The sequence below is a fragment of the Streptomyces sp. NPDC013455 genome (assembly GCF_040632975.1).
In the GTDB taxonomy this organism is placed as follows: Bacteria; Actinomycetota; Actinomycetes; order Streptomycetales; family Streptomycetaceae; genus Streptomyces.
The window spans coordinates 18,603-36,864 of the sequence record NZ_JBEYCX010000035.1 but is presented as its reverse complement, the minus strand read 5'-3'; the positions used below and the strand labels follow the sequence as shown (position 1 = coordinate 36,864).

15 protein-coding genes are annotated in these 18,262 nt (G+C 73.8%); 7 read left to right on the top strand and 8 right to left on the bottom strand.

Features of this window, described 5'->3' with window-relative positions; genetic code table 11:
* From ABZ576_RS33180 to ABZ576_RS33165, 4 genes are all read left to right on the top strand, one after another.
* Window positions 1–5,540: amino acid adenylation domain-containing protein (locus ABZ576_RS33180; protein WP_360749440.1), on the top strand; the 5,540-nt coding region annotated here is incomplete at its 5' end.
* A gap of 129 nt (window positions 5,541–5,669) precedes the next feature.
* Window positions 5,670–5,927 (top strand): hypothetical protein, encoded by a 258-nt coding sequence (locus ABZ576_RS33175; protein ID WP_360749437.1) that lies wholly within the window; start codon window positions 5,670–5,672, stop codon window positions 5,925–5,927.
* Window positions 5,924–7,006: an NAD(P)/FAD-dependent oxidoreductase gene (locus tag ABZ576_RS33170; RefSeq protein WP_360749434.1), complete on the top strand. Its 1,083-nt coding sequence runs from the start codon at window positions 5,924–5,926 to the stop codon at window positions 7,004–7,006. Before ABZ576_RS33175 ends, ABZ576_RS33170 begins: the two co-directional genes overlap by 4 nt.
* Window positions 7,003–7,440 (top strand): hypothetical protein, encoded by a 438-nt coding sequence (locus ABZ576_RS33165; protein ID WP_360749431.1) that lies wholly within the window; start codon window positions 7,003–7,005, stop codon window positions 7,438–7,440. The genes ABZ576_RS33170 and ABZ576_RS33165 overlap by 4 nt, the downstream gene beginning before the upstream one ends.
* A 46-nt stretch (window positions 7,441–7,486) precedes the next feature.
* Here the strand turns inward: ABZ576_RS33165 and ABZ576_RS33160 are convergent, their stop codons facing one another.
* Together ABZ576_RS33160 and ABZ576_RS33155 are read right to left on the bottom strand one after the other, a co-directional pair.
* Window positions 7,487–9,190 carry a long-chain fatty acid--CoA ligase gene (locus ABZ576_RS33160; protein WP_360749428.1) on the bottom strand — a complete coding sequence of 568 codons (1,704 nt, stop codon included), beginning with the start codon at window positions 9,188–9,190 and terminating at the stop codon, window positions 7,487–7,489.
* A 226-nt stretch (window positions 9,191–9,416) separates the two neighbouring features.
* Window positions 9,417–9,938 (bottom strand): hypothetical protein, encoded by a 522-nt coding sequence (locus ABZ576_RS33155; RefSeq protein ID WP_360749425.1) that lies wholly within the window; start codon window positions 9,936–9,938, stop codon window positions 9,417–9,419.
* Window positions 9,939–10,511: 573 nt separating this feature from the next.
* Here ABZ576_RS33155 and ABZ576_RS33150 point away from each other — a divergent pair.
* On the top strand, window positions 10,512–11,168 hold the full coding sequence (locus ABZ576_RS33150; RefSeq protein WP_360749422.1) for a DedA family protein: 657 nt from the start codon (window positions 10,512–10,514) through the stop codon (window positions 11,166–11,168).
* A 48-nt stretch (window positions 11,169–11,216) separates the two neighbouring features.
* Here ABZ576_RS33150 and ABZ576_RS33145 read toward each other — a convergent pair whose 3' ends face one another.
* Window positions 11,217–11,708 (bottom strand): hypothetical protein, encoded by a 492-nt coding sequence (locus ABZ576_RS33145; protein ID WP_360749419.1) that lies wholly within the window; start codon window positions 11,706–11,708, stop codon window positions 11,217–11,219.
* A 248-nt stretch (window positions 11,709–11,956) separates the two neighbouring features.
* Here ABZ576_RS33145 and ABZ576_RS33140 point away from each other — a divergent pair, with 248 nt between their 5' ends.
* Both ABZ576_RS33140 and ABZ576_RS33135 read left to right on the top strand, forming a co-directional pair.
* Window positions 11,957–12,316, top strand: a complete 360-nt coding sequence (locus ABZ576_RS33140) for a DUF779 domain-containing protein (protein ID WP_360749416.1) — start codon at window positions 11,957–11,959, stop codon at window positions 12,314–12,316.
* Between the two features lie 139 nt (window positions 12,317–12,455).
* On the top strand, window positions 12,456–13,628 hold the full coding sequence (locus ABZ576_RS33135; protein WP_360749446.1) for a phosphodiester glycosidase family protein: 1,173 nt from the start codon (window positions 12,456–12,458) through the stop codon (window positions 13,626–13,628).
* Here the strand turns inward: ABZ576_RS33135 and ABZ576_RS33130 are convergent, their stop codons facing one another.
* From ABZ576_RS33130 to ABZ576_RS33110, 5 genes are all read right to left on the bottom strand, one after another.
* On the bottom strand, window positions 13,629–13,823 hold the full coding sequence (locus tag ABZ576_RS33130; protein WP_360749413.1) for a hypothetical protein: 195 nt from the start codon (window positions 13,821–13,823) through the stop codon (window positions 13,629–13,631).
* A gap of 101 nt (window positions 13,824–13,924) precedes the next feature.
* Window positions 13,925–14,812: a phosphatidylinositol-specific phospholipase C/glycerophosphodiester phosphodiesterase family protein gene (locus ABZ576_RS33125; RefSeq protein WP_360749410.1), complete on the bottom strand. Its 888-nt coding sequence runs from the start codon at window positions 14,810–14,812 to the stop codon at window positions 13,925–13,927.
* A gap of 171 nt (window positions 14,813–14,983) precedes the next feature.
* On the bottom strand, window positions 14,984–16,075 hold the full coding sequence (locus ABZ576_RS33120; protein ID WP_360749407.1) for an acyl-CoA dehydrogenase family protein: 1,092 nt from the start codon (window positions 16,073–16,075) through the stop codon (window positions 14,984–14,986).
* Window positions 16,072–17,253 carry an acyl-CoA dehydrogenase family protein gene (locus tag ABZ576_RS33115; protein ID WP_360749404.1) on the bottom strand — a complete coding sequence of 394 codons (1,182 nt, stop codon included), beginning with the start codon at window positions 17,251–17,253 and terminating at the stop codon, window positions 16,072–16,074. Before ABZ576_RS33115 ends, ABZ576_RS33120 begins: the two co-directional genes overlap by 4 nt.
* Window positions 17,250–18,221 carry an NADPH:quinone oxidoreductase family protein gene (locus tag ABZ576_RS33110; protein WP_360749401.1) on the bottom strand — a complete coding sequence of 324 codons (972 nt, stop codon included), beginning with the start codon at window positions 18,219–18,221 and terminating at the stop codon, window positions 17,250–17,252. Before ABZ576_RS33110 ends, ABZ576_RS33115 begins: the two co-directional genes overlap by 4 nt.
* Between the last annotated feature and the right edge of the window lie 41 nt (window positions 18,222–18,262).

Genomic DNA, 18,262 nt, shown 5'->3' with positions numbered 1-18,262 from the left:
CCCTCCACCGCAACCACGGCACCCTCCACCACTTCATCCACTCCGCCGCCCACGCCTGGACCCACGGCACCACCATCAACTGGCCCACCCTCCTCGCCCCCTACCACCCCCACACCACCCCACTCCCCACCTACCCCTTCCAGAAACAGCACTACTGGCTAGACCCCACACCCACCGTGGCCCCGCGCAGCGCGCCGCGGCCGGTGGAGCCGACGCGCCTGGTGGGCGTCCGGCTGGCGTCCCCGCTCGCACAGGCGCAGTTCTCCGCCCGGCTGGACCCGGCGGCGCACCCCTGTCTCGGCGACGTCGTGGTCGGCGGACGGCCGGTGGTCGGCGCCGGGGTGTTCCTGGAGTCGGTGATCGAGGCGGTCACCGACCTCGCCGGGCCGGGTCCGGTGTCCGTCGAGGACCTGGAACTGCCCGTCGACCTGGTGCTGGAACCGGTCGGCGCGGACCCGTCCACGGTCACCGAACGTGCCGCTCAACTGGTCTTGGACGACGGGGAGTTCCGCTACTACGCGCAGGACGCGTCCGGTGGCTGGCAGCTGCACGCCGCGGGCCGGGCCCGGCCCGGCGCACCGGCCGCCCCGACGGTGACGCTCGCACGGGCCGAGTCGGGCCGGGAGCTGTCCGGCGACGAGCTGTACCGGCTGCTGTGGCAGCGTGCGCTGTACCTGGGGTCGGCCGCCCGCCGGGTGGAGCGGATCAGGGTGGGCCGGGGTGAGGCCACGGCCGTGATCCGGGCCGCGCTGCCCGGCGAGGCGGAGCCCTATCTGATGCATCCGGGTCTGCTCGACGCGATGTTCCAGACCGCGCTGGCCTGCTTCCCGTCGGGCGGTCCGGCGCTCCTGCCCGTCGGGCTCGACCGCTTCGTCCACTACGGGCGTGGCGGCCATCAGGAGGGGCTGCGCTGTCACGCGGAACTGTTCGACGGCGGCGCTCAGGCGCGTATCCGGCTCGTCGCCGCGGACGGCCGGGTGGTCGCGGAGGCCGACGGGGTGCGGTTCGCCCCGGCCGTGACGCGGCCGGCCGCGGAACCCGCGGCCGGGCCCGCGCCCGCGGTGACCTCCGCGGCGCGGCAGCAGGACGCGGCTCCACCGGCCCCGGTGGCGGGGAGCGAGGACTCACCCGCCGTGACGCCCGAGGCGGTGCGGGCTCTCGTGGCCCGGACCGTCGCCCAGGCTCTGGGCACCACGGCGGCCGCGCTCGACACCCGTCGGCCGCTGCAGGCGCTGGGCCTGGACTCGCTGATCGCGATGAAGATCCGGTCAACGCTGAACCGGAAGTTCGAGGTCATGCTGCCGATGACGGCGTTCCTCAACGGCCGCAGCGCCGACGACATCGCCGACGACGTCCTCTCCGCCCTCGGCACCGGAACGGAGGCGGAGGCCGGGCCCGCCACGGCGAAGGCGGTCCACGGCACGGCGGGAACCGGACCCGCCACGGTGGCGGCCGGGCGCGCGGACACACCGGCCCCGCCCGTCGAAGCGCACGCCCCCCGGACGGACGCGGGGCCGGACGCGGGGACGGACGCCGTGGCAGTCCCGTCGGCCCCCGCAAAAGCCGTCGTACTCGGTGGCGACGACGAGCGCTACGAGCCGTTCGCGCTGACCGACCTCCAGCAGGCGTACCTCGTCGGCCGCGGTGACATCTTCGAGCTCGGCAACACCTCCACCTACTTCCAGATCGAGGTCGACCTGGAGAACGTGGACCTGGACCGGCTCGGGGCCTCCTTCCGGGCGATGATCGAGCGGCACGACATGCTGCGGGCGGTCTTCACCGCCGAGGGAGAGCAGCGCGTGCTGCGCGAGGTCCCGGCGTACGTGATTCCTGAGAGCGACGTCTCCGCGCTGGACGCGGCCGGGCGCGAGGCGGCGCTGACCGCCGTCTACGAGGAGATGCGGCGCCAGGTCTTCGACACCGCCCGCTGGCCGCTGTTCGACGTGCGGGTGACGCGGATCGACGACCGGGTGATCCGGCTGCACGCGGGCTTCGACGCGCTGATCATCGACGGTTTCAGCACGTCGATCCTGTTCCGGGAGTGGGCCGCGCACTATCGCGGGGAGACCCTGCCCGAACTGCGGCTGCGGTACCGGGACTACGTCCGGCAGGCCCGCGCCCTGGAGAGCGGACCCGAGTACGACCGGGCGCTCGCCTACTGGCGGGACCGGCTCGACACGTTGCCGCCCGCGCCCCGGCTGCCGCTGGCGGTCGACCCGTCCACCCTGGACCGGCCGGTGTTCAACCACCGGGGCGCGACCCTGTCGAAGGAGGACTGGAGCCGGTTCAAGCAGCACGCGGCGGCGGCCGGGGTCAGTGCCTCCGCGGCCCTGTGCACGGCGTACTCGCAGGTGATCGCGGCGTGGAGTGCCACCCCCGACTTCTCGCTGAACCTGCTGTTCTTCAACCGCCTGCCCCTGCACCCGCAGGTCGGTGACGTCGTCGGCAACTTCTCCACCACCCTGCTGCTGGAGATCCGCGACTCGGCCACCGAGACGTTCGCCGCCCGCGCGGGCAGCGTCCAGCGCCGGCTCTGGAGCGATCTGGAGCACAGCCAGGTCAGCGGGGTGCAGGTGCTCAGGGAACTGAACCGGGCGCACGGCGGCTCGGTGCGGGCGGCCGCGCCGGTCGTGTTCACCAGCCTGGTGAACTTCACCGGCCAGCAGGACACCGAGCGGCGCGGCGTCGTGCAGTACCTGGCCGGGATCGGGGAGAACGGCCGCCAGGTGAGCAGCTCGGTGCGCACCCCGCAGGTGTGGCTGGACCACCAGGCGGTCGAGGAGGCCGGTGAGCTCGTCCTGAACTGGGACGTGATCGAGGAACTGTTCCCGGCGGGCTGCGTCGACGCCATGTTCTCCGGCTACCAGCGCTTGCTGCACGAGCTGTGCCGTGACGCGGGGGCCTGGCAGCGGCCCGTGCCCGTCCTCGTGCCGGCCGCCGACCTGGAGGTACGGGCCGCGGTCAACGCCACCGACGGGCCCGTGCCCGAGGGGCTGCTGCACGACGGGTTCCTCGCCCAGGCCGCACTGCGGCCGGAGGAGCCCGCGGTGATCTCGGGGGCGCTGACGCTGACGTACGGCGCTCTCGACCGCAGGTCCAACCAGGTGGGGCACCGGCTGCGGGCCCAGGGAGCCGGTCCCGGCGACCTCGTGGCGATCGTCATGGACAAGGGCTGGGAGCAGGTCGTGGCGGCCCTCGGCATCCTGCGCGCCGGGGCGGCGTACGTGCCGATCGACGCCAGGGTGCCCGCCGAGCGGCTGCGGGTGCTGCTGGACAGCGCCGGCATCAGCCGCGTGGTCACCCAGCCCTGGGTGGAGGAGACGGCCGACTGGCCGCGGGGTGTGTCCAGGACCGTGGTGCGGTCCGACGACGAGGGTGACGAGCGGCCGCTCGGCCCGTCCGGCGCCCGGCCCTCCGACCTCGCCTACGTGATCTTCACTTCGGGTTCCACCGGGCTGCCCAAGGGCGTGATGATCGAGCACGGGGCGGCGCTGAACACGGTGGTCGACGTCAACGAGCGCTTCGGCGTCACCGCGGCCGACCGGGCGCTCGGCCTGTCCGCGCTCAACTTCGACCTGTCGGTGTACGACGTCTTCGGGCTGCTGTCGGTCGGCGGCGCCCTGGTCCTGCCCGAGCCGTCCGCGCACCGCGAGCCCGCCCGCTGGGCCGAGCTGGTGGCCGAGCACGGGGTGACCATCTGGAACAGCGTGCCCGCGCTGATGGAGATGTTCACCGAGCACGCCCTCGCGAACCGGCTCACCGGGCTGCCGGTCAGGCTGGTGATGATGAGCGGGGACTGGATCCCGGTGACGCTGCCCCGCCGGATCCGGCTGCTGCTGCCGGAGGCCGGGCTGTGGAGCCTCGGCGGCGCGACCGAGGCCTCGATCTGGTCGATCTGGCACCCGATCGGAGACGTCGGCGAGGACTGGGTGAGCATTCCCTACGGCACAGCGATGCGCAACCAGCGTTTCCACGTCCTCGACGGTGCGCTGCGCCCCTGCCCGGTGTGGGTGCCCGGCGACCTCTACATCGCCGGCGTCGGTCTGGCCCGTGGCTATCTGAACGACGAGGAGAAGACCCGGGCCGCCTTCTTCCACCACCCGGTCACCGGTGAACGCCTCTACCGCACCGGCGACCTGGGGCGCTTCCTGCCCGACGGCACCATCGAGTTCCTCGGCCGCAAGGACTCCCAGGTCAAGGTCCAGGGCTACCGCATCGAGCTGGGCGAGGTGGAGGCCGCCCTGACCCAGTGCGCGGGGGTGCGGGCCGCCGCGGTCGTCGCGGCGGGTGAACGGCACGGCCCGAAGCGGCTGGTGGCCTATGTCGTCCTGGACGACGGGCGTGCCGACACCGAGGCGGACATCACCGAGGCGCTGCGCCGGGCGGTCCCGCAGTATCTGGTGCCGCAGCGGGTCATCGTCCTGGACGAGCTGCCGCTCAGCGACAACGGGAAGGTGAACCGGGCGGCGCTGCCGGCGCCCGACGAGGTCGCCGCCGAAGCCGGTTTCGTCGCGCCCCGCGACGACGTGGAACGCCGGCTCGCGGAGATCTGGGCGGAGTTCTTCGGTGTCTCCGAGATCGGGGTGACCGCCAGCTTCTTCGAACTCGGCGGTGACTCGCTGCTGGCGGTGCGGCTGATGGCCAGGATCGCCCGCGGTCTCGGCCGCAGCCTGCCGCTGTCGGCCCTCTTCGCCCGGCCGACCATCGAACTGCTCGCCCAGGCGGTGCGGGAGGGCGGGGGCGGCGAGCAGGGCCGCCGGGCGCTGGTGCCGGTGCGCACCGGCGGGTCGCGCGTCCCGCTGGTCTTCGTCCACCCGGTCGGCGGCGATGTCCTGTGCTACGCGGAGCTCGCCGAACTCCTCGGTGACGACCAGCCGTTCTACGCCCTCCAGCTGCCGGACACGGAGCTGCCCGGCATCGCGGAGATGGCCGCCCACTACGTCGAGGCGGTGCGCGAGGCGCTGCCCGACGGCCCGTACCGGCTGGGCGGCTGGTCGATGGGCGGGGTGATCGCGCTGGAGATGGCCGCCCAGCTCACCGCGGCCGGCGCCGAGGTGGACCTGCTGGCCGTGGTGGACCTTATGGTGCCGCCCGGACCGGCCGAGGGGGCGCCGGTCGGCGAGGAGGTGCTGCTGTCCTGGTTCGCCCGGGACCTGGCGGGCCTGGCCGGAGTGGACTGGGAGCTGCCGCCCGAGGCGTTCGACGGCCGTCCGCCGGTGCAGGTGCTGCACGCCGAGGCGTGTGCGGCGGGGGCGTTGTCGGAGGACATCGACGTCGATACGCTGAGCCGGATTCTCACCCGGTTCCGCGACAACTACCGTGCCCTGCTGCGCTACGCGCCCAGCAGTTTCGCCGGCCGGGTGCTGTCGCTGCGGGCCGCGGACGGCGGCGCGTCGGCCGAGACGGCGGCGCGCTGGATGGCGTACTTCACCGGCGACGCCGAGCTCGTCGACGTACCGGGCGACCACTACACCGTGATGCGTGGTGAGCGGCTGCGCATCCTGGCCGGCGAGCTGCGCCGGGCGCTCGACGCCGACTGACACGGCCGGCCGGGCCGCCTGTGAGCGGCCCGGCCGGTCCACCCCGGGCCGGTCCTGCGGGTCCGGCGGGTCCAGCTCCAGGGAGTGAGGGAATGCGCAATGCGAACTGATCAGGCTCACCCGTCGCGCGTGTGCGCGACGCCAGTGCGCACCGGCGGCGGCGTCGCCGGCTTCGGTGCCGGCGCTCGTGTCGGCATCGGCGCCGGTGTCGGCATCGGCATCGGCATCGGCATCGGCATCAACGCCGGTGTCGGTGCTGGTGTCGGTGCTGGTGTCGGTGTCGGTGTCGACCGGTTCGGCCGGCGGCCGGCCGGCCTGTTCGGCGGTGGCCCGGCCCGGCCCGCCGCCGGCCGTCGTCCGTACGCCGTCGCGGGAGGCGTCCGATGAGCGCGCTGCCGGCCACCGTGCCGGTCGCCGTTGTCGGAGCGGGCCAGTCAGGGCTCGCGGCCGGGTACTACCTGCGGCAGGCCGGCGTGGGGTGTGTGCTGCTGGACGCCGGGAGCGAGGTCGGCGAGAGCTGGCGGCGGCGCTGGGACTCGCTGCGGCTGTTCACGTCCGCGCAGTTCTCGGCGCTGCCGGGCCTGCCCTTCCCGGGCCATGGTGCGCGCTACCCCGGCAAGGACGAGGTGGTGGCGTACCTGCGTGACTACGCCGAGCGGTTCGACCTTCCGGTGCTGCCCGGCCACCGGGTGCTCGCCGTGCGCAGGGACGGTGACGGCTATCTGCTGAGCACCCCGCACGGGGACTGCCGGGCCGGCCAAGTGATCATAGCGACGGGTGCGTTCGGTGCCGCGCGCATACCCGGGTTCGCCGCCGGGCTGAGTCCGGACGTGCCGTCCCTGCACACCGGCGACTACCGCGGCCCCGCCCAGGTGCCGCCGGGGACCGTGGTGATCGTCGGTGACGGCAACTCCGGGCGGCAGGTGGCCGTGGAACTGGCCGACTCCCACACCGTCGTGCTCAGTTGCGGCGGCTCGGTCTCGCCACAGCTGCCGCAGACCGTCGTCGGCCGGGACATGTTCTGGTGGATGAGCGCCATCGGTGTGATGAGCCTGCCGGTGGACATGCGGGCACCCGACCCGATCGTCGGCGACCGGGTGCCCGAGCTGGTCGCGGACGGCAGGATCCGGACCGTGGGCCGGATCACCGCGGCCGAGGGCACCGAGTTGCTGACCGCGGACGGTGAGCGCGTCAAGGCGTCCGCGGTGATCTGGGCGACCGGCTACCACACCGACTGGAGCTGGCTCGACCCGGCGATGCTGGACGAGGCGGGACAGCCCCGGCACACCGCGGGTGTGGGCGCGCTGCCCGGCAGCTACTACCTGGGCCTGTACCGGATGCGTACCCGCGGCTCGGCGCTGATCGGGTTCGTCGGCCGGGACGCCGAGCGCATCGTGGCCGCGGCCGTCGACGCCGGGCGCGGCACTCCGACCGCTTCCCCCACGACCGAAGGCGAGCCGTCATGACCAGCTCCACCGCCACCACCGAACTCGACGTGCTGGGCGCCCTGCTGGCGTTCGACTTCATCGGGTTCGCGCAGAAGTCCGCCGCCCTCGACCCGGCCGGCCCGCGGTACGGGAAGGCCGTGGGCGCCGCCTTCGGGGTCGCGGTCCGCCGCCGTTTCCCGCAGGGCGCGACCCCGTCGGAGATATCCGGTTACGTCGCCGGGGTGCTGGGCTCGCTGGAGGCCGGCGCGCAGGAGTTCACCCCGGAGTTCCTCGAACGCCTGGTCACCGAGGGCCTGCGCGGGACGGCGGCATCGGGTGCGGAGTACGGGGATCCCGAGACGGTGCTCCAGGCCCGGCTGCTGCTGACCTTCCGCCTGGTGCGGGAGCTGGGTCTCAGCCCCGAGCAGCAGCGGGAGTTGCTGGCCGAGGCGGAGCGCCGGACACCGGCCTGAGGCGGATCCGAGGCGGTGCCCCGGCCGCGGGGCGCCGCCCGGCCGTTCACTGCCGGGGCGCGGCCCGTCCTTCGGGCCGCCGGTCCTGCGGCGCCGGTGCGTCCGTCGTCGCGCCGCTCCCGCGCGGGGCACGGACGTCCAGCGTCCCGTCCGCGTACATCGCCCGCACCGACCGCTTGTCGTACTTGCCGACGCTGGTCTTGGGCACCGCGTCCACGAACGACCACCGCTCCGGCACCCACCAGCGGGCCACCCGCCCGGCCAGGAACTCCCTGAGCTCGGCCACGCCGACCTCGCTGCCCGGCACCAACGACACGCAGGCGAGCGGCCGTTCCTCCCAGCGCGGGTCGGGCACACCGACCACGACGGCCTCCAGCACCGCCGGGTGCTCGATGATGGCGTTCTCCAGCTCGATGGTGGAAATCCACTCGCCGCCGCTCTTGATGCCGTCCTTGAGCCGGTCGCTGACCACCACCCAGCCGCCGGGCTCGATCACGCCCAGGTCGCCGGTGCGCAGCCAGCCGTCGTGGAACTTCTCCCGCGCGTCGGCGGTGTTGTAGTAGGCGCCGGTCACCCACGGTCCGCGCAGCTCCAGTTCGCCGACCGACGTGCCGTCCCACGGCTGCTCGGTGCCGTCCTCCGCGATCAGCCGGACCTCGACGCAGGGCATCACCCGGCCGCTCTTGGCCAGCCAGTCGACCTCGTCCTCGTCGGGGGTGCCGTGCGGCGGGACCGCGAAGGTGGCCAGCGGGCTGGTCTCGGTCAGTCCCCAGCCCTGCTTCAGCCGGACGCCGTAGCGGTCCTTGAGCTGCTGGAGCAGGGCGCGCGGCGGGGTGGCACCGCCGCAGCCGGCGAGCCGTACGCCGCTCAGGTCCAGCGGGTGCCGTTCGCCGTGGTGCACCAGGCTGTTCCAGATCGTGCAGATCGCCGCGATGGCGGTGGGCCGCTCCTCGTTGATGACGCGCGCCAGGTCCGGGGTGTGCAGCAGCCGCCCGTTCATGATGAGGTCGGAGCCCGCCAGCCAGGCCGCGTAGGGCCAGCCCCAGGCGTTGGCGTGGAACATCGGCACGATCGGCAGGACCCGGTCGCCGTCGTGCATCGCGAAGCCGGCGCTGGCGGACACGCCGAGTGTGTGCAGGAAGATGGACCGGTGGCTGTAGGCCACGCCCTTGGGGTTGCCGGTGGTGCCGGTCGTGTAGCAGAGCGCCGCCGCCTCCCGCTCGTCCAGGTCGGGCCAGGCGAAGCCGGGGCGTTCGGCGGCGAGCAGTTCGTCCCAGCGGTGCACGGTGATGTGCGCGGGCAGGTCCACCTGTGGCGCGTCGCCGATGACGACGGCGTGGCGAACGCTGCCCAGCCGGTCGCGCAGTGGTGCGAGCATGTCGAGGAGGGTCGCGTCGACCAGGAGGAAGGCGTCCTCGGCGTGTTCGACGATGTAGCCCAGCTGGTCGTGGTGGAGCCGCAGGTTGAGGGTGTGCAGCACGGCGCCCATGCTCGGGACCGCGAAGTAGGCCACCAGGTGTTCGGGGGTGTTCCAGGCCAGTGTGGCGACCCGCTCGCCGGGCCGTACGCCCAGCCTGGTCAGCGCCGCGGCCAGCCGCTCCGCCTGTGCGGCGATGTCGGCGAAGGACTGCGCGGACCGCGCGGCCGGCCCGTCGGCGCATCGCACCACCCGGCTGTCCGCGTAGACGCGTTGTCCGTGCGCGAGGATGTCGCGGACCAGCAGCTCGCGGTCCTGCATCGTGCTCTTCATGGTGCGGCCCCTTCGAGGTGCACGGTCAGAAGGATGCTTCGGACATTGCAGACCCACTTGCCGTTCCGCGCCAGAACCTATGAGGGCGACAGGACCGGGTCAAGGAGCCGCACACGGAGCATGCGGCGGTGAAGGCGACAGGACGCGGGGTCACCCGGGGCGGCCTTCCCGCGCGGTGCGGTGCGGGCCGGCCGTGGCTCGGACGACCCCGCGTCCGGCCCTGCGGCTAGGAGAGGGATCCGTGCAGCCGCGCGGAGACGTGCGAGGTGTCCTTCAGGTTCACCACGGCGTTCATCGTCCCGCTGCCGGTCGCGTTGGCGTAGTCGCCGGTGCCGCCCGTGACCTGGAAGGTGCCGGACGGGTGCACGACGGGGTCTTCGGAGAGCGGTGCGGTGAGGTGGTAGGCGAGGGTGAGCCGGTCGCCGTCGGTGTCGACGACGACCGCGGTTCCGTTGATGTCGTACTTGCCGGGGAGGGTCCGCGTGCAGGCGGTCTCCTCGTCCTGCCAGGTGCCCTTGCCGCCGAGGGGCGCGCCGGCGGCGGTTCCCTGTGCGGTCACGTCGAACCCGCCGCAGTTCACGGTGTCCGGATTCTCGGCGACGGTCGCCGCGAAGTGCGCGGTGATACGGATGTTACGGCTCTGCTCCTCGGTGGCGTGCGTGGCGCCGGCCGTGGTCCCGGCCACCAGCAGCGCGGCGGCCGTCACGCCGCCGGCACGCGCCACCCAATGGCGCACAGATGTCCTCATGAGTCCCTCCCGTTTGTCGTGACCGATCGGTCTGCTGCGGCAGCGCGAACCGCGGGTCGGTCGACGTCGACCACCCTTGACCTGGTGTGCGCTCCCGCGGGCCCCCGACCTGATGAGGTGTTGCGTTTCCGAAGCACATGGCACGGCGTCCCCCACGCTTCGCCATGTGCGGGCAACAGGGCGTTGGGGAACGCCCGTCGAGGACAGTTTTCCGGCCGTAGTGCCGTTAGTCGAGCCATTTTGCGTATTGTCACGATTTTGAGTTGTGTTCCGTGATTCGCGCACCACACCGGGATCAATACGACACTCACGCCACACGCGTCCCGGGGCGCGGTCCACGCCCGCCTCCGCGTGTCGGCCAGTCATGACCCGTGACGAGCCGGACCGCCGTCCCGGTTCCTCCGGCCGGACGGCCGGCACCGAGTGCGCCGGCGTGCCGGACGTGAGCACGGCCGGCCCACCGCGTCGGCTACCGGCCGGCAAGGACGATTCGCCGACCGGCGCGCACGGGCGCGCCGGGCAGGAGATGCTGGGGAGCGGACAGTTCCGCGAGGAGGCCGGGAGGCGCCGCAGGTGATCGCCGTGAACCCGATGGACAGCGCCTCGGTGCTTGCCGCCTTCGGCGCGCTCGGCGTCCTGGTGGTGATCTTCGCCGAGTCGAGCCTGCTGGTCGTCGGTTTCCTGCTGCCCGGCGACACGCTGCTCTTCCCGGCCGGCGTGCTGTGCGCGGGCACCGCCCAGCAGCCGCCCCGGCTGGCCCTGTGGCAGGTGCTGCTCTGCGCGGCCGTCGGTGCGGTCGCGGGCGGTCAGGCGGGGTACCTGATCGGGCGGCACGGCGGGCGGGCGCTGCTGGCGCGCACGTCCCGGCGCCGGGTCGCGGACGCGGCGGCGCGGGCGGAGCGGCTGCTGGCCCGCTACGGCTACGGCAAGGCGCTGGTCATCGGCCGGTTCGTGCCGTTCCTGCGGTCGGTCCTGCACCCGGTGGCCGGCGTGCTGGACGTGCCCACGCGGACCTTCACGCTCTGGCAGACCGTGGGAGGCGTCCTGTGGTCCCAGACGCTGGTCCTCGCCGGGTACACCCTCGGCGCGTCCGTCCCGCACGTCGACGACTATCTGCTGCCACTGGTCGCCCTGGTCGTCCTGGTGTCGCTGCTTCCCCTGCTGCCGGAGGCCCGCCGCGCCCGCCGTGCCCGCCGCGCCCGCCGGGAGCGAGGCGACTCCGCACGCTGACAGGGGTGGCGCGCGCGGGGACGGCGGGGCCCGCGGGGCGGGGCGGACTCAGCGGGACCGGCGCGGTGCGCTGTCCCGGTGGCGCTCGCGGTGGGGGCGGTGCACCGTGTCCAGCTCCCCTATCGCCGCGCGGACATGCGCCGGGTCCCCGGACCGGCCGCCCCCGGCACACCGCCAGGCCGGGCGGCCGAGCTCCTCGGCCACGTGCATCCCGAGCCCGTGCACCGTACAGACCGGCCACACCTGCCAGAGGCACTCCATGACGGTGTCCTGGGCGGCCTCGGCGACGTCCCCCAGCGCACGGTCGGCGGAGCGGGCCGGCCACAGGGAGCCGCCGTGCGCGTCGCCGTCGGCGAGCGCGACGTAGACCTGTTCGTCCTCACCCTCCTGTGCCGGGTACGCGATGAGGCACAGCGGACGCTGCTCGGGCAGCGTCGCCGCGAGGTCCCGGTTGACCACCGCCAGCGCCTCGTCCCACAGCGGGTGCTCACCGGCGGGTACGAAACGCGGCTCGGGCGGGCTCGGGAAGGAACGGTTCATGCCCCCAGTGTCCCAGCCCGCGCCGGAAGCCGGGACGGCCGGTGCCGGTAGCCGGGACGGGCGGTGCCGGTAGCCGGGACGGGCGGTGCCCGCAGCCGGGACGGGCGGTGCCGGTAGATGCCCGTAGCCGGGACGGCTGCTGCCCGGAGCCGGTGGCCTGGACGCCGGGCAACGCGGCGTTCTGGACCGGGCCGTGACCGGCCGTGAGACTGGTCCGGGTCCGACGACCCGACTGCCAGGGCGGTGCCATGGAAGAGGAGATCCCACGCGTCGAGCTCACCCCGCGGGCCGCGGAGCTGGTCCGCCGCCTGCGCGCCGAGCACGGCCCGCTGATGTTCCACCAGTCCGGCGGCTGCTGTGACGGCAGCGCGCCCATGTGCTTCCCCGACGGCGAGTTCCGCACCGGTGACGCGGACGTGCTGCTCGCCGAGCTGACGGTCGAGGGCGTGGCGGAGCCCGTCACGTTCTGGATGTCGCGGAGCCAGTACCGGGCGTGGAGCCACACCCGGCTGATCGTGGACGTCGTACCCGGACGGGGCAGCGGCTTCTCCCTGGAGGCACCCGAGGGGGTGCGTTTCCTCACCCGTTCCCGCGTCGTAGGCGCCTAGTCGCCCCGCCGGCCGCCCGCGTCTGCTGCACTGCCCGACGGCAGCGGCAGTTGACGAGACATCAGGGGACACGGTGACCGGAAGTCGCAGGCGCGGGGCAGCGGGCAGATCGGTTTTCACGGTCGTCACGGCGTTGGGTGTGCTGGCCGGTGCGGCCCTGACGGGTGCGGCACCGGCCGGTGCCGCACCCGCGGGCAGGCACGTCGCGCCGGGCGTCAGCTACCGGCAGTTCGACGTCGACGGGGCCGCGGGAACCGCCCGCGCCCACCTGCTCACGGTCGACCTGGCCAATCCGCAGGTCCGCGTCGACCTGCTGTATCCGGGCGCGGTGGCCGCCCGTGCGACCGTCTCGCGCCTCGCGGACTCGGCCGGCGCCGTCGCCGGGGTGAACGGCGACTTCTTCAACATCAGCGAGACACAGCACCCGGGCGTGGAGGTCACCGGCGCGGCCGTGGGGCCGGCCGTGGCGGCCGGGCAGGTACTCAAGGCGGCGGTGCCGAAGGGCCAGCGGTTCGGGCCCGCGCTGCCGCCCGGCACCAGTACCCAGGACGTGTTCGGTGTGGGCACGGACGGGCTGGCCCGGCTCGACCGCCTCTCCCTCGTCGGTTCGGTCGGCACACCGCAGGGGACGCTGCCGCTGAAGGGCCTCAACCAGTACGCGCTGCCGGTGGGCTCCGTCGGCGCCTTCACCGCGCGCTGGGGCGCCGTCTCCCGGATGCGTGCCGTCTGCGGCACCGACACCCAGCGGTCGGCGCCGTGCAGCAGCGACACCTACGAGGTCAAGGTGCGGGGCGGCCGGGTGGTCTCCGTCTCCGACACGCCGGGCAGCGGTGCGATCGCCGCGGACACCACGGTCCTGGTGGGCCGTGAGGAGGGCGCGCGGCAACTGCGCAAACTGTCGGCCGGGGACGCCGTGGACGTCACGCACACACTGGTGGCGGCCACGTCCGGGGTGCCGTACACGTTCGCGATCGGCGGGTTCCCGGTGCTGCGCGGCGGCGCCGCGCTGGCCGGCCTGGACGACACGACGTCGGCGGTGCGCACGGTCGTGGGCGTCAAGGGCGGCGGCCGGCAGCTGCTGCTGCTGGCGCTGGACGGGTCCGCGGACTACCGCACCGGCCTGACCGTGGCGGAGGAGGCGGCCACCATGCGGTCGCTGGGGGCCACCGACGCGTTCAACCTGGACGGTGGCGGCTCGACCGAGATGGTCACCCGCGACACGGGCGCCGCCGCCGTGACGGTGCGCAACCACCCGAGCGGCGGCGCCGAACGCCCGGTGTCCAACGGCATCGGCGTCTTCTCGACCGCCTGATCAGGGACGCAGGCTGCTCACCAGGTCGGCGGTCGCGGTGAGCCCGCTGCTGATGGTGGGCGCCATGCTGGTGCTGGCGAGATAGAAGCCGAGCAGCATGCAGACCAGGGCGTGGGAGACCTTCAGCGCGCCGTTGCGCATGAAGATCACGGCCAGGATCAGCAGCAGCAGCACCACAGAGATGGAAACGGCCATCGGAACCTCCTCCGCCACGCCCCATGTGCGGCGTTCGGCCGCAAGTGTGGCCTAGCGGAGGCTTCGTCCGGGCGGCTGACGTGTCCTCCGATCGTGTGGTGTCACGCGGAGGTGTGGGCGTCGAGGAAGTTCTCCAGCCCCGGGAGGTCGTCGGTGTTGAGGTGGTCCACCCCGGCGGCGAGCAGTTCCGTCCACAGCGCGTCCCGGGCCGGGCCCGCGGTGTCGGGGGTGGCCCAGAACCGGACCCGCTGCCCGCGCGCGTGGGCGGCGCCGGTGATGCCCCGCAGCTTGCGCCGCTCGGCGTCCGGGAACGCGCCCGTTCCCGTCCAGGTGAAGTTGTGCGTCCAGTTGTCGCTGATCAGCGGGATGAGGGAGGCCGGTGCGGGGCCGCCGAGGTCGGCGAGCCGGCCGTCGTAGAAGGCGCGGCGCTCGGTCTGCGCCGCCATGGGGGTACGGGCCGCACGGTCGCCGGAGACGACCACGGTGACCGGGCCGGGGTGGACGCGGCCGTGCGCGTACCGGGTGAACAGGTGCGGGTGGCGGCGCAGGTGGCGGTCGAGTTCGAGGTAGGTCGACGAACCCTCGGTCTTGATGTCGACGAGGAGCTGGAGGGACCGTCGCCGTCCCCGGTAGACGGAGCCGTGGTTGGCCTCGACGCGGGCGGCGAGCGGTTCGAGGTAGAGCGACTCCAGCGTGCGGGAGGGGTCGAGGTCGGACGGCTCGTGACCGATGAGGAGCTGGTCGCCGACGAGGAAGATGTCGGCTTCGACGCTGCCGAAGCGGTGGTCGAGGGCGTCGTACAGGGGCCGTGGGTGCTCGTAGTCGTTGTGGGCGTGGGCCTGCCACAGCGGGCGCGGGTGGCGCTCGGGCACGTCGGCCGACGCGCGGTTCGCGGGGTCGGCCGACGCGCGGTTCGCGGGCAGGGCGAGCGTGCCCGCGAGGGCGGTGCCGAAGGCGGTGAGGGCTCTGCGGCGGGTGATGAGGGCCATGCGCTGCCTCCCTGGGAGTGCCGGATGGGGCCGAAGGGAGTATGCGCGCGGCACACCGCCAACCGACCCCACCCGGCAGGGAGTTCGCCCTGTGTTCACTTGTCCGGCCGGGCGGCGCGGCCCGCCCGGGCGCACGGGACCGCGCGCCGGGCCCTCACCGGCCGGGTCCGCCTACGCCGGCACGGGAGCCTGGAGGTCGATCAACGCGGCCAGCGATGCGCGGTGGGCTCCCGCCGTGCCGTAGGCGATCGAGTCGGCCTTGGCCCGCTTCAGGTACAGGTGGACCGGGTGCTCCCAGGTCATGCCGATCCCGGCGTGGAGCTGGAGCGCCTCCTCGGTGGTGCGCACGGCGACGGGGGCGGCGTAGGACTGGGCGACGGCCACCGTGATGTCGGTGTCCTCCCCGGTGGCCAGACTGTCCGCCGCGGCGCGTGCGGCGGCCCGGAGGTTGACCACCTCCAGCCAGAGCTGGGCGAGCCGGTGCTTGAGCGCCTGGAAGCCGCCGACCGGCCGGTTGAACTGCTTGCGCTCCTTCAGGTACCGGACCGTCTCGGTCAACGCCCAATCGGCCAGGCCGAGTTGCTCGGAGGCGAGCAGTCCGGCGGCGGCGCGCAGGGCACGGCGCACGGCGGGCGCGGCGTCGCCGACTCGGCGGCCGGCCGCGCCGGTGAGGGTGACGGTGGCGAGCGGGCGGGTCAGGTCCAGCGAGACCTGCGGGGTGACCGTCACGGCGTCCGCGGCGACGGCGTACAGGCCGCCGTCGTCGGCCGGGACGAGCAGGACGTCGGCGGCGGCCGCGTCCGCGATGCCGGTCAACTCGCCGTGCAGGGTGCCGTTCTCGACGTGCACGGGCCTCAGGTCGGCCCCCGGCGCCGTGTGCAGGCCCACCGCGAGGGCGCCGATGGTGCGCCCGGAGGCCAGCCGGCCCAGCAGCTCGCGGTCACCGCAGGCGAGCAGTGCCTCGGTGGCCACGACCGCGCTCGTGAGGTACGGCACGGGGGCGACGGCCCGCCCCAGCTCCTCCAGGACGACGGCGGCTTCGCGGTGGGAGGCACCGTGGCCGCCCTGCTCCTCCGGGATCAGCAGCCCTGCCAGGCCCATGCCCTCGGCGAGGGACTTCCACAGGCCGCGGTCGTGCGGGGTGCCGGAGGCGGTGCGGGCGAGCACGTCGGCCGGTGAGCAGTGGTCCGTGAGCAGGTCGCGGACGGCGGCGCGCAGCGCCTCTTCCTCCTCGGTGTAGAGCAGGTCCGGCTGTGTGCTCATCGGGCGAGGTCCTTCCAGGCGACGTCCTTGTCGGTGCGCGGCTCGGCGGGCAGGCCCAGGACGCGCTCGGCGACGATGTTCAGCAGGACCTCGCTGGTCCCGCCCTCGATGCTGTTGCCCTTGGCGCGCAGGTAGCGGTAGCCGGCGTCGCGGCCCGTGAAGTCCACGAGTTCGGGGCGCCGCATCGTCCAGTCGTCGTAGAGCAGTCCCTCCTCGCCGCGCAGTTCCACCTCCAGGCCGCTGATCTCCTGGTTGAGGCGGGCGAAGGAGAGCTTCATGCCGGCGCCCTCGGGTCCGGGCTGGCCGGCGACGAGCTGCTGGCGCAGCCGCTCGCCGGTGAACCGGGCGACCTCGGCCTCCACCCACAGCTTCAGCAGCCGCTGGTGCAGGTCGTGGGTGCGCAGTTCGGGGCGTTCCCGCCAGGTTTCCGCGACCGGGCCGATCATGCCGCCCTCACGGGGCAGGGCCATGCCGCCGATGGCGACGCGTTCGTTGTTGAGCGTGGTCTGGGCGACCCGCCAGCCGTCGCCCACGGCGCCGAGGCGGCGGGCGTCGGGGATGCGCACGTCGGTGAGGAAGACCTCGTTGAACTCGGCCTCGCCGGTGATCTGGCGCAGCGGCCGTACCTCGACGCCCGGGTCGGTCATGTCGCAGAGGAAGTAGGTGATGCCCTGGTGCTTGGGCACGTCCGGGTCGGTGCGGGCGATGAGGATGGCCCAGCGGGCGAGGTGGGCGCTTGAGGTCCACACCTTCTGCCCGTTGACCACCCAGTCCTCGCCCTCCCGCACGGCCCGGGTGCCGAGCGCGGCCAGGTCGGAGCCGGCGCCGGGCTCGCTGAAGAGCTGGCACCAGACCTCCTCCCCGGTCCACAGGGGCCGCAAGTAGCGGCGCTTCTGCTCCTCGGTGCCGTACTTCAGGATCGTCGGCGCGGCCATGCCGAGGCCGATGCCGTTGCGGCGGGGGTCGTTGTCGGGCGCGCCGGCCGCCGCCAGTTCGGCGTCGACCACGCCCTGGAGGGAGCGCGGGGCGCCGAGTCCGCCGAGGCCCTCCGGGTAGTACACCCAGGCGAGTCCGGCGTCGAAGCGGGCCCGCAGGAAGTCCAGGCGGTCGGTGCTCGCGGGTGGGTGCTGCGCCAGCAGCTCGCGGGTGCGGCGGCGCAGGTCTCCGGCGTCGGTCATGCGGCGGCTCCGTTCTCCAGCACGACGGCGACCCGTCCGGTGGTCACTCCGTCGGCGACCCGCTGGACGGCGCCGGCCGCCTCGGTGAGCGGCACGCGCTCGCTCACCAGCGGCTTGACGGCGCCCTGGGCGGCCAGCTCGGTGAGCTGTTCGTGGCAGTGCTGGACCAGCTTGGGGTTCTTGGTGTTGTACAGACCCCAGTGCAGGCCGAGGATCGAGTAGTTCTTGACCAGGGCGTGGTTGAGGGCGGGGGTCGGGATGGTGCCGCTGGCGAAGCCGACGACGACGATCCGGCCCTCGAAGGCGACCAGCTTCGCGGACTGCGCGTAGGCGCCGCCGCCGACGGGGTCGTAGACGACGTCGGCGCCCCGGCCGCCGGTGGCCTCCTTCACGGCGGCGACGACGTCCTCGGCGCGCCGGTCGACCACCACGTCGCAGCCCAGCTCGCGGGCGACGGCGGCCTTGTCGGCACCGCCGACGACACCGATGACCCGGGCCCCGGCCGCCTTGCCGAGCTGGACGGCGGCGCTGCCCACGCCACCGGCGGCGGCGTGCACCAGCAGGGTCTCCCGGGCCTGGAGGCGGGCGCGGCGGTGCAGGCCGAACCAGCCGGTCTGGTAGCCGATGTGCAGGGCGGCGGCCTCGGCGTCGTCCAGCGACTCGGGCGCCGGGAGCAGGGCGCGGGCGTCGGCGAGGGCGTACTCGGCGAAGCCGCCGTGGGGCAGCGCGGGGTTGGCGATCACCCGGCGGCCGTCCTCGGTCTCGCCGCAGATCTCCACGCCCGGCGTGAAGGGCAGCGGCGGGCGCACCTGGTACTCGCCGCGGCAGAGCAGCGCGTCGGGGAAGTTGATGTTGGCGGCGCGCACCCTCAGCAGCACCTGGCCGTCACCGGGTGCGGGGCGCTCCACCTGTGCCAGGCGCATCACCTCGCCCGGTTCGCCGTTCTCGTGCACTTGCCATGCCTGCATGCGGGGCCTCCACGGACTGCTTCGTCTGACCGGGTCGGTCG